17 protein-coding genes are annotated in these 12,581 nt (G+C 68.2%); 11 read left to right on the top strand and 6 right to left on the bottom strand.

What is annotated here, in order from left to right; all coding sequences use genetic code 11:
* Positions 1-16 precede the first annotated feature (16 nt).
* The 6 genes from ACN6M5_RS04125 (at position 17) to ACN6M5_RS04105 (ending at position 3,533) form a co-directional block, all read left to right on the top strand.
* Positions 17-967: an alpha/beta fold hydrolase gene (locus tag ACN6M5_RS04125; RefSeq protein WP_434948607.1), complete on the top strand. Its 951-nt coding sequence runs from the start codon at positions 17-19 to the stop codon at positions 965-967.
* Positions 968-976: 9 nt separating this feature from the next.
* Positions 977-1,249, top strand: coding sequence for a YdeI/OmpD-associated family protein (locus ACN6M5_RS19360; protein WP_518525481.1), 273 nt, complete (start codon positions 977-979; stop codon positions 1,247-1,249).
* Between the two features lie 41 nt (positions 1,250-1,290).
* Positions 1,291-1,404 carry a hypothetical protein gene (locus ACN6M5_RS04120; RefSeq protein ID WP_434952313.1) on the top strand — a complete coding sequence of 38 codons (114 nt, stop codon included), beginning with the start codon at positions 1,291-1,293 and terminating at the stop codon, positions 1,402-1,404.
* A gap of 707 nt (positions 1,405-2,111) precedes the next feature.
* Positions 2,112-2,261: a hypothetical protein gene (locus tag ACN6M5_RS04115; RefSeq protein WP_434948606.1), complete on the top strand. Its 150-nt coding sequence runs from the start codon at positions 2,112-2,114 to the stop codon at positions 2,259-2,261.
* Positions 2,262-2,265: 4 nt separating this feature from the next.
* The gene (locus ACN6M5_RS04110; RefSeq protein ID WP_434948605.1) at positions 2,266-2,880 is read left to right on the top strand and encodes a DUF1214 domain-containing protein; all 615 of its coding nucleotides are present in this window, start codon (positions 2,266-2,268) and stop codon (positions 2,878-2,880) included.
* Entirely contained in the window at positions 2,877-3,533 is a 657-nt protein-coding gene (locus ACN6M5_RS04105) for a DUF1254 domain-containing protein (RefSeq protein WP_434948604.1), read from the top strand. Before ACN6M5_RS04110 ends, ACN6M5_RS04105 begins: the two co-directional genes overlap by 4 nt.
* 109 nt (positions 3,534-3,642) lie before the next feature.
* Here the strand turns inward: ACN6M5_RS04105 and ACN6M5_RS04100 are convergent, their stop codons facing one another.
* The 4 genes from ACN6M5_RS04100 to ACN6M5_RS04085 form a co-directional block, all read right to left on the bottom strand.
* On the bottom strand, positions 3,643-3,975 hold the full coding sequence (locus ACN6M5_RS04100) for a hypothetical protein (RefSeq protein ID WP_434948603.1): 333 nt from the start codon (positions 3,973-3,975) through the stop codon (positions 3,643-3,645).
* Between the two features lie 225 nt (positions 3,976-4,200).
* Complete coding sequence (locus ACN6M5_RS04095) at positions 4,201-5,196, bottom strand: DUF389 domain-containing protein (RefSeq protein ID WP_434948602.1); 996 nt, start codon at positions 5,194-5,196, stop codon at positions 4,201-4,203.
* A complete protein-coding gene (locus ACN6M5_RS04090; protein ID WP_434948601.1) occupies positions 5,193-6,890 on the bottom strand; it encodes a SulP family inorganic anion transporter in 1,698 nt (565 codons plus the stop codon). The genes ACN6M5_RS04095 and ACN6M5_RS04090 overlap by 4 nt, the downstream gene beginning before the upstream one ends.
* Positions 6,891-6,970: 80 nt before the next feature.
* Entirely contained in the window at positions 6,971-7,438 is a 468-nt protein-coding gene (locus ACN6M5_RS04085; protein WP_434948600.1) for a MarR family winged helix-turn-helix transcriptional regulator, read from the bottom strand.
* Between the two features lie 53 nt (positions 7,439-7,491).
* Here ACN6M5_RS04085 and ACN6M5_RS04080 point away from each other — a divergent pair, with 53 nt between their 5' ends.
* Genes ACN6M5_RS04080 through ACN6M5_RS04065 form a run of 4 tightly spaced genes read left to right on the top strand, consistent with a single transcriptional unit; the run spans position 7,492 to position 9,408 of the window.
* The gene (locus tag ACN6M5_RS04080) at positions 7,492-8,196 is read left to right on the top strand and encodes a hypothetical protein (RefSeq protein WP_434948599.1); all 705 of its coding nucleotides are present in this window, start codon (positions 7,492-7,494) and stop codon (positions 8,194-8,196) included.
* Positions 8,193-8,651 (top strand): hypothetical protein, encoded by a 459-nt coding sequence (locus ACN6M5_RS04075; protein ID WP_434948598.1) that lies wholly within the window; start codon positions 8,193-8,195, stop codon positions 8,649-8,651. Before ACN6M5_RS04080 ends, ACN6M5_RS04075 begins: the two co-directional genes overlap by 4 nt.
* On the top strand, positions 8,648-8,962 hold the full coding sequence (locus tag ACN6M5_RS04070) for an SDR family NAD(P)-dependent oxidoreductase (protein ID WP_434948597.1): 315 nt from the start codon (positions 8,648-8,650) through the stop codon (positions 8,960-8,962). The genes ACN6M5_RS04075 and ACN6M5_RS04070 overlap by 4 nt, the downstream gene beginning before the upstream one ends.
* Positions 8,959-9,408, top strand: coding sequence for an SDR family NAD(P)-dependent oxidoreductase (locus tag ACN6M5_RS04065; RefSeq protein ID WP_434948596.1), 450 nt, complete (start codon positions 8,959-8,961; stop codon positions 9,406-9,408). The genes ACN6M5_RS04070 and ACN6M5_RS04065 overlap by 4 nt, the downstream gene beginning before the upstream one ends.
* A gap of 39 nt (positions 9,409-9,447) precedes the next feature.
* Here ACN6M5_RS04065 and ACN6M5_RS04060 read toward each other — a convergent pair whose 3' ends face one another.
* A complete protein-coding gene (locus ACN6M5_RS04060) occupies positions 9,448-10,386 on the bottom strand; it encodes an SDR family oxidoreductase (RefSeq protein ID WP_434948595.1) in 939 nt (312 codons plus the stop codon).
* Between the two features lie 208 nt (positions 10,387-10,594).
* Here ACN6M5_RS04060 and ACN6M5_RS04055 point away from each other — a divergent pair, with 208 nt between their 5' ends.
* Positions 10,595-11,857 (top strand): APC family permease, encoded by a 1,263-nt coding sequence (locus ACN6M5_RS04055; RefSeq protein WP_434948594.1) that lies wholly within the window; start codon positions 10,595-10,597, stop codon positions 11,855-11,857.
* A gap of 25 nt (positions 11,858-11,882) precedes the next feature.
* Here ACN6M5_RS04055 and ACN6M5_RS04050 read toward each other — a convergent pair whose 3' ends face one another.
* Complete coding sequence (locus ACN6M5_RS04050) at positions 11,883-12,512, bottom strand: septum formation family protein (protein WP_434948593.1); 630 nt, start codon at positions 12,510-12,512, stop codon at positions 11,883-11,885.
* Positions 12,513-12,581: the final 69 nt, after the last annotated feature.

Raw genomic sequence — 12,581 nt, 5'->3', positions numbered from 1 at the left:
TCCCTAGCTTGGAACTATGAACACAACAGCCCCTGAGATTCCTTTCCCTGACGCCGCCATCATCTCCGTGAACGGTATTGATCTCGAGGTCTTCGAGGCAGGCCGAGAGAACGCGGGAAATCCGATCGTGCTCTGCCACGGATGGCCTGATCTTGCATACACCTGGCGCTATCAGATCCCGGCTCTCGTTGCTGCCGGCTACCACGTGATCGCTCCGAACCAGCGGGGGTTCGGCAACTCAGCCAGACCAGAGGATGTCGTCGGTTACGATATCGAGCACCTGACGGGCGACCTCGCCGCGCTGCTCGATCACTTCGGCTACGAGAGCGCAACGTTCATCGGTCACGACTGGGGCGCGTTCATCGTTTGGAGCTTCACGCTGCTGTACCCGCAACGGGTCGACAAGGTCGTGGCGCTCAGCTTGCCGTACCTCGCGCGCGGTGAGATGCCCTGGCTCGACTTCATGGAGGCGGTGCTGGGGAGCGACTACTATTTCGTGCACTTCAACAAGCATCCGGGTGTAGCTGACGCGATCTTCGACGCCGATCCCGCACGCTTCATCAACAACCTCTACCGTCGGGACGAACCGCTCCTGCCGTTCACGCCGGGCATGGCGATGATCGAAATCGCGCAGAACGACTCCCCTGCCGGCGAGCCACTGCTCAACGACAGCGAACTGGCCGTCTACGAGTCCGCGTTCCGGCATTCAGGGTTCACCGGCGGTATCAACTGGTACCGGAACCTCAACCGCAACTGGCACCTGCTCGCGGACGCGGAGCCGATCATCCATCAGCCCGCACTCATGATCTATGGCCTGCGCGACACTGTCGCCCGCTCAGAGAGCCTGTCTGACTTCGTCCCGAACGTTGAAGAGCTCAGCTTCGACAGCGGACACTGGGTGCAGCAGGAACGCCACCGCGAGACGACGAGTGCCATCCTCGAGTGGTTGGCGCGGTGCGCCGGGTAGGACGCAGAGGTGGAAGACGCGCTATTCTTCGGCGACTCGGATGGTTTCAGCGAGTGGCTGGAAAGGCACCACGCTCACACACCTGAACTGTGGGTGCTGTTTCACAAGAAAGGCTCGGGGATGGCCAGCCAGACATGGTCTGACGCTGTCGACGTGGCACTGTGCTTCGGGTGGATCGATGGACTCAGAAAAAGTGTTGACGATAAGAGCTACCGAGTACGTTTTACGCCCCGCAGAAAGAACGGCGTGTGGAGCTCAGTCAATGTCAGAAAGGCTTCGTGAAGTTCGCGCCGTCTTACCGGCGTGACTCTGTGTGGTGGGTGATGAGCGCAAAGAAGGAAGAAACGCGATTGAGGAGATTGGACGTTCTCATTGCCTCATCACTCGCCGGGCAACGGGTTCCCGTATTCAGGGCAAGGGATACCCCAGCCGTCTGACAATCGCGCCGCCGCCATCCGCGTTGGACCGGCTGGTCCGGGGCATTCCGGAAAGGGGTTACGACAAAGTCGACGACCATCACGCGCAGAATGGATCAACGCGGCAGAATCGGCATCTGACTCTCTGGCTAGAGGTCTATCTCCATGGGGCTTCCGCCCGGCCATCGAGACAGCTGATGCCATCGGCGAATGCTGCCCCGAGTTCGCACGCTTCCCCCACGCTCTCCTCGTTCCACGAGCTTCTCGGCCACAACGAATCCCAGGGCGCGATCCGGGGACTTCCGCCACCTCTTATCCCGCTGTCCCCGGAGCCGATCGTCGACCAGTTCCATCGCCTCATCGCCGATCGCGCTGGCCCGATGTCTCAACGAACTCAGTGCTACGAGCTCAGCCGCCCGATTCGACTTGTGACCGATCCGCTTGTTCCGAGGGATCGATTTCCGCGCACCATGCGGCGACTCACCATACGTGTTCCTGCGTTCCCGCTCATAGTCCAGTTGCTTCTTCTGCTGCGGTGTCTGTCGAGTGCGCGCCATCGCCAAATCCTTTCCTCAGCCCAACCGGCCAGATTACGAGCAGACCCGATTCCCGCGCAACCTCGCCGCTCGCCCCCCTCAGCGACCGCGATGCAGGCACGCCCTCCCCTGACCCCACCACGGCCAGGCGGGTCCGGGCGGCGATCGTCACTAACCGACTAATGTTCGCGTATGGACGCCAAGACGCGAAAACCGTGGTTCGGACGTAACACGTCGGGACCGGGATGGCATCCCGGTTCGTGGCAGGGCTGGTTGATCCTGGCGGTCGTCGTTGCTGCGCTCGTTGCCGTCGTCGTGCTGCTCAGGACCGGCGTGCTGTGATGCGGTGGTCATCGTGAGCGGCGTCTTAGCCTGGATCGCGGGCTCGGGTGTCGTGCAGGGTCTGATCATGGGTTTGACGTTCGCGTTCTTGACCACCGTGGTCGTCCTGAACGCCGTGGCGCGGACCGAGACCACGACCGTCAACGGCTGGAGTGCGATTCGGAAGGCCGGCCGTCCCGGCAACGGGCTGCTGGTTCGTGCGGCTTTGCAGAAGGCGCTCCCGGTCGTCAACGTGTTCGAGGAGGCCGCCTATTGGACCGCCGTCAGCGATGACGCGGGGAAGCCTCTCAGCGGCGAGCGCACCTATCGCATCCACTTCCCCGCGGGTGGGCTGCCACCGAACGACGCTTTCTGGTCGCTGACCGCGACGGACACCGTCGGCTACATCGTCGACGCCTCGGCCGCACATGCGAGCGTGAACAGCCACTCCGGCCTTGTCGCGAATGTCGATGGCTCGGTCGACATCCTGTTGCAGCGTGACCGGCCATCCGGTGACACACAGAACTGGGTGGCGACACCGCCTGGCCGGTACAAGCTCATGCTCCGCGCGTATCTGCCAGGGGCGGCCATCGTCGACGGGCGATACGAGGTTCCGCCGGTCGTCCAGGTGCCGTCGTGAATCGCCTGATCCTGAAATACGCCACCCCCGCGACGATCGCCATCCTGGCCGTCTTCGCGTGGGTCACCTACCGGCGGATCGCCGACGGCGGGATCGAGGCCATCCTCGTGATGGTCGTGACCGCTGTGATCGTGTGGGTGGTCGCCACGTTCGTCTTCATCTCCCTCTGGCCGCGGATCACGGTCGGGGGCTTCAAACGGATCTTCGGCCGGCGCGGGCTGGGTGGCGGACCGATCCCTGTGAACACGATCTCTGCCGTGCGGGAGAGCCCGTCCCAGTCCGCTTCGTCCGGCAACGTCATCGCGACCGGCGCCGACGACCTCCTCTACGTCGGCGGGTGGCTGGATGTGAGACCGGGTCCGCTCGTCCTGCACGTGCCAGAGATGGGACCTCGCTACTACAGCGTGCAGTTCACCGACCCGGCGAGCGGCGCCAACTTCGCCTACGTCGGCACGCGCACCTCCGGAACGGCCGGCGGTGATTTCCTGTTGTGCGAGTCCGTTTGGCGTGGGGAGACACCACCCGGCATGACCCGGATCGACGTGCCGCACAGGGAGGCCCTGCTCATCGGCCGGGTGTTCGTCGCCGACGACGACGACCGTGAAGCGGCGTACGAACTGGCGCGGAAGATCCAGCTCTCGACCACATCGTGAGCCTGGAGGGTGTGCATCCGATTAGAGGAAATCACCCATGAAGCCGACGAAATCAGCAATCGTCAAGAAGGTCTCCGGAGACGTGTGCGCTCAGGTTCCGGTCCAGTCGCTACCAGGAGCCGCCAGCAGGCGAGTCGTCACCATCCGGTTCCTGAGTGATACAGAGCGCAAGACTTGCGATCAAGATGAGGCGCGCGAAATACGGGCGAGCCGAACGTGGAAACGCAAAGAACGACGCAATCAGGCTCGCCTTCGACTCAAGAAGCCTCTGGACGTCGATCTTAGGAAGGGACTCCGCGCTCGCTACACGCGAGCACCAACCGTAGATATCCGCATCGATCAGAACGGCGTCTGCGCTGCCATAAACCTGCCCTCGCTCGACCTCGAGCGGGAACCCAGCCGAAAGATGAAGCTCGAGCTCACGACGGAGGTCATCCAACATGATCCGCAGTCTAGCTACACCCCGAACCTGCAGAGTCGCCCGCGACTCCCCCGCTGGCAGTCCATCACCACGGTGAGACGTTCCGCCGGCAGCCGGGCCCGTCAGAAGCGACTCGACGCTGACGAGCCGATCCCATCGCGCAGTTATGACGAGAGGTCGGAAAAGCTCGAGAGGGCTAACAGGGTGCTGCCCAGTCCACATGCGAACGTACGGACCATCTCGACGTCACCCACCCCCACCCAACCGAACCGTGTACGCCGGAACGAACCGCACCGTGACCTGCGCAGGGTCGATCCCCTGCGCTTTCAGCACGTCCTCCAGCGAACTGGTTTCGGGGATCGGCGGCTGACCGGTGAGGGTCAGGGTGGCGTCGGTGCTGGTCGCCGTGAGCTGGGTGATCTCCCAGCCGTTCTGTTGCGCCCACGGCTGGGCCGCCTGCCGGATGGAGTTCTCCAGCAGTTCCTGGTCGGTGAAACGGGCGGAGGTGATGGCCAGGGGAACGCCGATGATCAGCAGGGTCACCACGATGGAGAGGATCGCCCGGTGGCGCCTCCCCCAGCCTCGTTTGACCAGCGACTCCCCCTCGGTGGTCCGGACGTCGCGTGCGGCCGAGCCGATCCGGTAGCCGGTGAGGATGATGACCCCGGTGGCGAGGATCGCCGCGACGTTCGCGCCGAACAGCAGCAGTGCGCCGGCGGCCTCGCTCCACGCGCCGGACTCCAGCGTCAGGCCGACCACCGACAGCGGCGGAACGAGGGAGATCGCGATGGCGACGCCCGGGAGCGTGTCGGAGATGTCCTTCCGGACCAGAGCCACCGCGCCGACCGCGCCCGTCGCGAGTGCGGCCAGAAGGTCGATCAGGCTCGGAGAGACCCGCGCGGCGACCTGGCTGTTCGTGGCGGCCACCACGGGAGCGGCGACCAGCAGGCCGACGAGGTAACCGATCGCGACCGCCGTGGCCGCGCCGACGGCGACCAGGATCCAGCTCAGCAGGAGGTTACGTCTGTCGCCGGTGACCGTGGCCAGTACGATCCCGAGAATCGGGGTCATCAGCGGGGCCACGATCATCGCGCCGATGACGGTGGCTGCTGAGTCGCCGACGACACCGGATGCGGCGATCACGGACGACAGGCACAGCAGCAGCCAGAACCGGCTGAACTTCGACGACGCCTGCACGCCCTCGAAGAAGACGGCGGCACGCATGTCCGCGACCGCGTTCATCCGCTCTCCCCCTGTCTGCCCCTCTCCCCCAGCGCACCGACCGCCGCGAGCGCATCCCGGTTGGCGCGGCGGACCGCGCGGCCCACCCATTCGTCGCCCTTGTAGATGTTCTGCGCGCCCAGTTCGTCCGCGAGACCGGAGGCGACGATCTGGAGCTGCACTTCCGGTTCGCTCACCACCAGCTTGAGCGAGGACCCCACGGCCGCAAGGGACGCGGCGAGCCGGCGCAGCACCTCCACGAGCGCCAGGTCGAGCTGTTCGGCGCCGCGGAGGCGGATGATCACCACCGACCCGGCCGAGCGAGCCGTCACCGCGGGCAGCTGCTGCTCGAACAGCGGCGCGCTCGCGAAGAACAGGCTCCCGTACGGCCGCAGGATCACCACGGAGCGCCCGGGGATCTCGGCGGGCGGGTCGGATTCGCGCATCCGGCCCCTGGCGTCGATGATCACCTGCCGCACGCGGACCCGGGTGGACTGCTGCGCCACGAACAGGACGATTCCCAGCCCGACCCCGACCAGGACGGCGAACTGCAACGGGATCAGCAGAGTCAGGATGAAGGTCACGGCCATGATGGCGGTCTGCAGTGCGCCGCCCTTCACGACGGCGGCGATGCGGGCGGGACGGATGGACGTCACGCCCACCACGATGAGCAGTCCCGCCAGCGCCGGCATCGCGGTGTGGGCGACGGGCACGGAGGCCAGCAGGATCACCAGCGCCATCACCGCGCCGGAGATCAGCAGCGACAGCCGCGTGCGTGCTCCAGCGGACACGAGGAGCGCCGACGCCGACATCGACCCGCCGACGGGCATCCCGCGGAACACGCCGGAGACGATGTTGCCGACGCCCTGGCCGATGAAGTCCCTGGATGCGTCCGCCGGCTTGCCGTCCGCCGTCGGAATGCCCGCCGAAACGCCTGCACCCTGCACCAGGCCGACGAACGCGAGTGAGATCGCCGGGATGATCAGGGTCGGCACGTCCCCGAGCGACGGGAGGACGGGACCGGGAAGCCCCGCCGGGACGGTGACGCTGTCGCCCAGCACCGTGACCTGCGCCTGCACCCACAGGTTGAGGAGCACGGCGACGACCGAGCCCAGGACGACGGCGACGACGAGCCCCAGACCGCCGACGGGCGTGGGCTGGAGCACGACGATGGTGAGGATGGTGACCGCCCCGACGATCACGGCGGGCACGCTCCACTGGCCGATGTGCACGAGCAGGTCCACTGTCCGCACGATGCGGTTCGCTCCGCGCGCGTCGTAGCCGGTCAGATTCGGCAGCTGCCCGAGGACGATGTTCAGCCCGACGGCCGTGATGAATCCCGTCATGACCGCCGTGGGCACGAAACGTACCAGGCGACCGCCGCCCAGGAGCCCGGCGACGATCATCGCGACCCCTGTCAGCACGGCCAGGGTGAACAGCGCCCTGTCCGGATCCGGCCGGGCCGCCAGATCGGCGTCGGCGATCACCAGCGACATCGCCCCCGTCGCCTGCACCGCCATGAACGTGCTGCTCGTGAAGAGCGCGGCACCGACCATCCCGTAGAGGTAGCCGTAGAGGCCGGCCAGCGGATTCACGCCGGCCAGCAGACCAGACGCCAGCCCGTCCGGGACGCTCTCCGCACCCAAGACCAGCCCCGCCATGAGATCTTTCCCGAGCGTCTTACGGTTGAACCAGCGCCTCAGCGTGTGCCGCATGGCCCCACGCTAGTCAGCCTGGCGGCTTCCGGGCAGTCCCCACGTTCTCCGGCGCCGCCGCTCCCCTGCCCGCCGCTCCCCTACTCGCCGGCGCGATATCCCGGATGCACGTCGCGATCGAGACCCCTGGCCGCGCTGAGCTTGAGGAGCAGCTCGTACAGCTGATCCCGGTCGGCGTCGCTCAGTCCTTCGGCGAGTTCGGCCTCCTGGCTCTCCGCGGCGGTCCGCAGTTCGCCGAGCAGGCGGCGACCCGCATCCGTTACCGACAGGATCTGGCTGCGGCGGTCGGTCGCGCTGCGCTCCCGGACGATCAGGCCCGCGGATTCCAGGGAGTCGATCAGCGCGACGACGCGGCTCTGCGCCACCCCCAGCTTGTCGGCGAGCTCGCGCTGGTTCATCCCCGGGTTCCTGCCCAGGATGCGCATGACCCCCGCTTCCGGAGGCGCGATCCCGAGTGCGCGCGTCTTCTCTGCGAAGTTCTCTGCGGCGAGTGTGCCGAGCTGGGTCAGCAGGAATCCGATGCGCGCCGGTCGGCTCGGGATGGGCATGGCTCCACAATAGAGCATTGACTTACTAATTCATATGGTGAATCATTCTGTCCATGACACAAATCCCAGCGACGCGCAGACGCCGACCCGACGGGCCCAATGCGGGGGTCCTCGGCATCGTCGCCCTCGCTCTCACCATCGCCTCTGTCGCGGTGCCCCCGCTTCTCGCCGCCGGTAACTTCTTTCCGTCGCCCACGGGGTCGACCACGGCCGTGAGCGGCTATTTCTCGGCGCATCGTGACGCAGTGACGCTCACCGGCTTCCTCGTCTTCGCCGCCTCGGTCCCGATCGGCATCTACGCCGCCACCGTCTACGCCCGGCTGCTTCGACTGGGGGTGCGCGTCCCTGGTCCCACCATCGCCCTGTTCGGCGGCATCGCCGCGTCTGTGCTGCTCTCGCTGTCCGGACTGCTGACCTGGGCACTCGGCCAGCCCGTCTCCGGCCAGTCCCCCGCGCTGCTGCACACGTTCGCATTCGTCACGTACGCCATCGGCGGGGTCGGGTTCGTCGGCGGCCTCGGGTTGCTGATGGCCGGGATCGCCGTCCCTGCCCTCATCCTGCGGCTCACGCCGCGCTGGTTCGCCTGGGCGGGCCTCGTCGTCGCCGCGCTCAGCGAGCTCTCCTTCTTCGCTCTCGTCCTGCCCCCGCTGGCTTTCCTGCTGCCGCTCGGCCGCTTCCTCGGTCTGGCCTGGCTTCTCGCGGCCGGTTTCCTGCTACCGCGCAACCGGCACGACGTTCCAGGGCGGGAGGAGCGATGAACGCCGCCAAACGATTCACCGGGCTGCGGACCAACGCCTTCGCGGCCCTGGTCGGTTTGCTCGTCGCGTTCGTCCTCGGCACGACCCTCTACGGGCAGGTCCCAGCGGATGCGCGGGGTCGCGGCACTTTCGGGGCCTTCGGCGAGGCGATCACCAGCGGCCCGGTGCTGCTCATCCTCCATGCCGTCGTCGGGACGTTGATCGTGGTGAGCGCGGCCACGGTCGTGATCCGTGCCGCCCTGCTCCGTCGGCCGGCGTTCATCGTTCTCTCGTCCACGGCACTGGTGGCGGTGCTGCTCGCCTGGTTCGCGGGATCGGTCTTCACTGACACGCTCGCCACCGGCGCGGCGCGGGCGATGGAGTGGTCGACGGCCGTCGCGCTGCTTCTCTACGCGATTGTGCTGTTCCTCCGCGTGCCCATGGACGGGGCCGATCAGAAAGGACAGACGCTGTGACGGACCTGCTGGAAGGAAAGGTCGCGTGGGTGACCGGAAGCTCACGTGGGATCGGTGCGGCCATCGCGGCGGCGCTGGCGCAGGAGGGCGCTGCCGTCGCGGTGCACGGCAGGGACGCGGAGGCGGCGGCCGCGGTTCGCGACCGGATCGTCGCCGCCGGAGGCCGGGCGACCGTCGTGCTCGGCGACGTGACGGAGCCCGACGACATCGAGCGCATGGTCGCCGAGGTCGAGTCGCAGCTCGGCCCGATCGACGTCCTCGTCGCGAACGCGGGGGCAACCCGGTGCGTCCCGGACTGCTTGGGGACATGACCGTCGAGCAGTGGCGGTCGGCCGTCGACGCCAACCTCACGGCGACCTTCGCCACCATCGCCGGCGTGCTGCCCGGGATGAAGCAGCGCGGGTCCGGCACGATCATCACCATGTCGTCTGCGGCGGCGCGCCGCCCGACGCCGCCGTCCCCTGTGGCATACGCGGCGGCGAAGGCGGGCATCGAACTGCTCACGAAGTGGCTCGCGGCCGAAGCGGGTCCGAGCGGGATCCGTGTGAACTGCGTGGCGCCGGAGACCATCCTGACCGAGCGGAACCAGGACATGATCCCGGCCGAGATCCAGACCCAGCTGATCGCCACGCATCCGGTGCGTCGTCTCGGCACCCCGCAGGACGTCGCCGACGCGTGCGTCTTCCTCGCGAGCGACCGGTCGGCATGGACCAGCGGTGTCGTCCTCGACGTCGCTGGCGGATCGGTGCTGCGCTAGCCGGGATGCGCCGGGACCGCGGCGGTCAGGGCCAGGCGTTCACCCGAAGCGCACCCCGGCGAGTTGCTCGGACAGGTCCCAGATCCTCGCGCCGTCCTCTGCGCTCGCGAGACGGCTGTACAGCGGCTGCTCCGCCGGCGCGCCGCTGAGGTGGTTGAACCCTTTCGGGCCGTAGAAGCGACCGCCCAGCGCCTCCGGGCTGGTCGCCCCGTACACCGCGGGCAGCGCGGCCGTCTCCGGAGTGCCGAACAGGATGCCGAGGCGCGACAGGCCCCGGATGCTGCGCACTGCCATCGTGTCGTGCTGTCGACCGATGCCGGGCTGCGCCGCCAGCAGGTTCGTCGCCGCGATGCCCGGATGCGAGAGGTTGCTGCGGATCCCCCAGTCGCCGGCGACGCTGCGGCGATGCAACTCCATCGCGAACAGCCCGAGCGCGATCTTGGACGACGAGTACGACGTGAAGGCGCCGTACGAGTGTTCCCACTGGAGGTCGTCCCAGTTGACCGCGTGCTGATTCGCCGACACCGAGACCTGCGTGGTGACGTGGGCGCGGCCGTCGCGCAGCAGCGGCAGCAGCCGGGCGCTCAGCGCGAAATGTGCGAGGTGGTTCGTCGCGAACTGCACCTCGAACCCGTCGCCGGTCTCCTGCCTGGTCGGCGGCGACATGACCCCGGCATTGTTGATGAGGATGTCAATGGGGCGTCCCTCCGCCACCAGGTCGTTCGCCAGAGTCGCGACCGAGTCCAACGACGAGAGGTCGAGCATCCGCACCTGCACGGAAGCCCCGGGCGAGGCTTCGCGGATCCGCTGCGCGGCCGCCTCGCCCTTCTCTCGGTTGCGGACCGGCATGAGCACGTCCGCGTGCGCGCGAGCCAGCCGCGCGGCGATGTTGTAGCCGATGCCGTCGCTCGCTCCCGTCACGAGCGCGAGCCGGCCGCGCAGGTCCGGCACGGCGATGTCGATGGGCGTGCGGGGCATGGGCGCTCTCCTCGTGATGGGCAGGAGTCAATCCTGCGCGTTTGGGCGGGCAGAGTACATGCCCACTCCGTCACCGACCGCGTCCGGAGCGTATCCACTCCGAGCGTGGCCTGCCGTCCGACGCGCCCGATACTCTGGTGCTGCGCATTCAGCGGCAGGCCGCCCGGCCCGTGGATGCGAGAACCCCCTTGCGAAACGGAGACGCTCGATGACCATCCGGAGCGGTCCGCTGGCGCGGCGGCTCGGCCTCGGCGACGCGGTCGTCATCGGGCTCGGGTCGATGATCGGGGCTGGGATCTTCGCCGCGTTCGCTCCGGCGGCCGCCGCGGCCGGCGCCGGGTTGCTGATCGGGCTGGCGATCGCTGCGGTGGTCGCATACTGCAACGCGTCGTCGTCGGCGCAGCTGGCCGCGCAGTACCCGACCTCGGGCGGCACGTACGTCTACGGGAGGGAACGGCTCGGCGAGTGGGCCGGGTTCCTCGCGGGGTGGGCGTTCGTGATCGGCAAGACGGCCAGCTGCGCGGCGATGGCCCTGACATTCGCCGCATATGCGGCCCCTGCCGGATGGGAGAAACCCGTCGCGGTCGCCGCGATCCTCGCCCTGGCGGCCGTGAACTATTTCGGCGTCTCCCGCACCGCCGGGCTCACCAGGATCATCGTGGTGTTCGTGCTCGCCGTCCTCGCGCTGGTCGTCATCGCGGGGCTCACAGCCACCGGCACACCGCACACCGACCTGGGGCTCGGGATGTTCGACCACGGCTGGTACGGCATCCTGCAGGCGGCCGGGCTGCTGTTCTTCGCGTTCGCCGGGTACGCCCGCATCGCCACGATGGGCGAAGAGGTGAAGGATCCTGCACGCACCATCCCGCGCGCGATCCTCGGCGCGCTGGCGCTCGCGCTCGTCGTGTACATCCTGGTCGCGGTCACGCTGCTGCTCGTCCTCGGGCCGGAGCGGCTCGCCGCATCCTCTGCTCCCCTGGCCGATGTCGTCGCGGCCACCGACTGGACCTGGGCGGCGCCCGTCGTCAGGATCGGCGCGGCGGCCGCCGCCCTGGGGGCGCTGCTCGCGCTGATCGCCGGGATCGGACGCACCAGCCTGGCGATGGCGAGGAACCGGGATCTCCCCGCCTGGCTGTCCGCCGTGCATCCGGTGCACACGGTGCCGCATCACGCCGAGATCGCGCTGGCGCTCGTGGTCAGCGTGCTCGTGCTGACCGTGGACCTGCGCGGCGCCATCGGGTTCTCGTCGTTCGGCGTGCTGCTCTACTACTTCGTCGCCAACGTCGCCGCGTTCACCCAGGACCGGCAGCACCGCCGGTATCCGAAGCCGGTGCAGGTTCTGGGCGCGCTCGGCTGCATCGTGCTCGTCGCGACGCTTCCTCTGGTGTCCATCGGGGTGGGGATCTGCGTGCTCGTCGTCGGGGTGGTCGGGCGACTCCTGGTGCTGCGCCGGCGCAGAACGCGCGCGTGACGCTCCGCCGCGTGCGCCGGCGGCGTCACTGGCCGGCGACCGCGCTCCCGGTGAGTTCGTGCCGGGAGAACGTGTAGACGATGCAGTAATACGTGCGGTCGCCGGCCGCCCACTTCTCGCTCGTGTCCGGGTAGCGGAGGTCGAGCTGGACGTCCTCGTTCCAGCGGGCGACCCAGTCCCAGTTCAGGAACGGCTCGCAGAGGCTGCTGACCTGGGTGTCCAGGGCTTCCTTGCCCGGGAACGCCGCGTCGGCCGGCTGCGGGAGCGAGCCCGTGGTCAGCAACTGCGCGATGTGCTGCTCGGCACAGTCGACCACCGGATACGCGTCCGCCCACTTCGAGTCGTAGGTCTGCAGGCAATCGCCGGGCTTCAGTGTGCCGACCGGCTGCGACGGCACGGTGGCGACGTGGGTCGCGGTCGGGCGCGGCGGGAGGCCGAGCGGAGTCGGAGCAGGCGGCGGCAACGGTGGATGCGGTGCGGCGGCCGGCGAGGAGGATGAGGCAGCGGCCCGCGCCCCTCCGGCGGGAAGCCCGACGGTGGCGATCCCGACCACCAGGACGGCGACGCCGATCGCGGCCGTGACGGCGACCAGGATCAGCCAGCCCCGCCGCGACAGCCCGTCGCCGGTGGGCGTGACCCTCACGGGCCGTTCCATCGCAGCCTCCTCCGGTCGGCACAGCACGGGAGATCTCAGACTATGAGCCGAAACGTCGTCGGGCAATCG

The sequence above is a fragment of the Leifsonia araucanica genome, assembly GCF_051161895.1.
Lineage (GTDB): Bacteria > Actinomycetota > Actinomycetes > Actinomycetales > Microbacteriaceae > Leifsonia.
The sequence above is the reverse complement of the archived record's forward strand: the minus strand, read 5'-3'. Positions and strand labels throughout refer to the sequence as shown.

Bases quoted from the DNA above. Each gene is read 5' to 3' on its own strand.
- ACN6M5_RS04085 (WP_434948600.1), bottom strand. From the start codon at position 7,438: ATGCCCATCCCGAGCCGACCGGCGCGCATCGGATTCCTGCTGACCCAG.
- ACN6M5_RS04100 (WP_434948603.1), bottom strand. From the start codon at position 3,975: ATGTTGGATGACCTCCGTCGTGAGCTCGAGCTTCATCTTTCGGCTGGG.
- ACN6M5_RS04095 (WP_434948602.1), bottom strand. From the start codon at position 5,196: ATGAACGCGGTCGCGGACATGCGTGCCGCCGTCTTCTTCGAGGGCGTG.
- ACN6M5_RS04125 (WP_434948607.1), top strand. From the start codon at position 17: ATGAACACAACAGCCCCTGAGATTCCTTTCCCTGACGCCGCCATCATC.
- ACN6M5_RS04090 (WP_434948601.1), bottom strand. From the start codon at position 6,890: ATGCGGCACACGCTGAGGCGCTGGTTCAACCGTAAGACGCTCGGGAAA.
- ACN6M5_RS04115 (WP_434948606.1), top strand. From the start codon at position 2,112: ATGGACGCCAAGACGCGAAAACCGTGGTTCGGACGTAACACGTCGGGA.
- ACN6M5_RS04065 (WP_434948596.1), top strand. From the start codon at position 8,959: ATGACCGTCGAGCAGTGGCGGTCGGCCGTCGACGCCAACCTCACGGCG.
- ACN6M5_RS04120 (WP_434952313.1), top strand. From the start codon at position 1,291: ATGAGCGCAAAGAAGGAAGAAACGCGATTGAGGAGATTGGACGTTCTC.
- ACN6M5_RS04050 (WP_434948593.1), bottom strand. From the start codon at position 12,512: ATGGAACGGCCCGTGAGGGTCACGCCCACCGGCGACGGGCTGTCGCGG.
- ACN6M5_RS04060 (WP_434948595.1), bottom strand. From the start codon at position 10,386: ATGCCCCGCACGCCCATCGACATCGCCGTGCCGGACCTGCGCGGCCGG.
- ACN6M5_RS04075 (WP_434948598.1), top strand. From the start codon at position 8,193: ATGAACGCCGCCAAACGATTCACCGGGCTGCGGACCAACGCCTTCGCG.
- ACN6M5_RS04080 (WP_434948599.1), top strand. From the start codon at position 7,492: ATGACACAAATCCCAGCGACGCGCAGACGCCGACCCGACGGGCCCAAT.
- ACN6M5_RS04055 (WP_434948594.1), top strand. From the start codon at position 10,595: ATGACCATCCGGAGCGGTCCGCTGGCGCGGCGGCTCGGCCTCGGCGAC.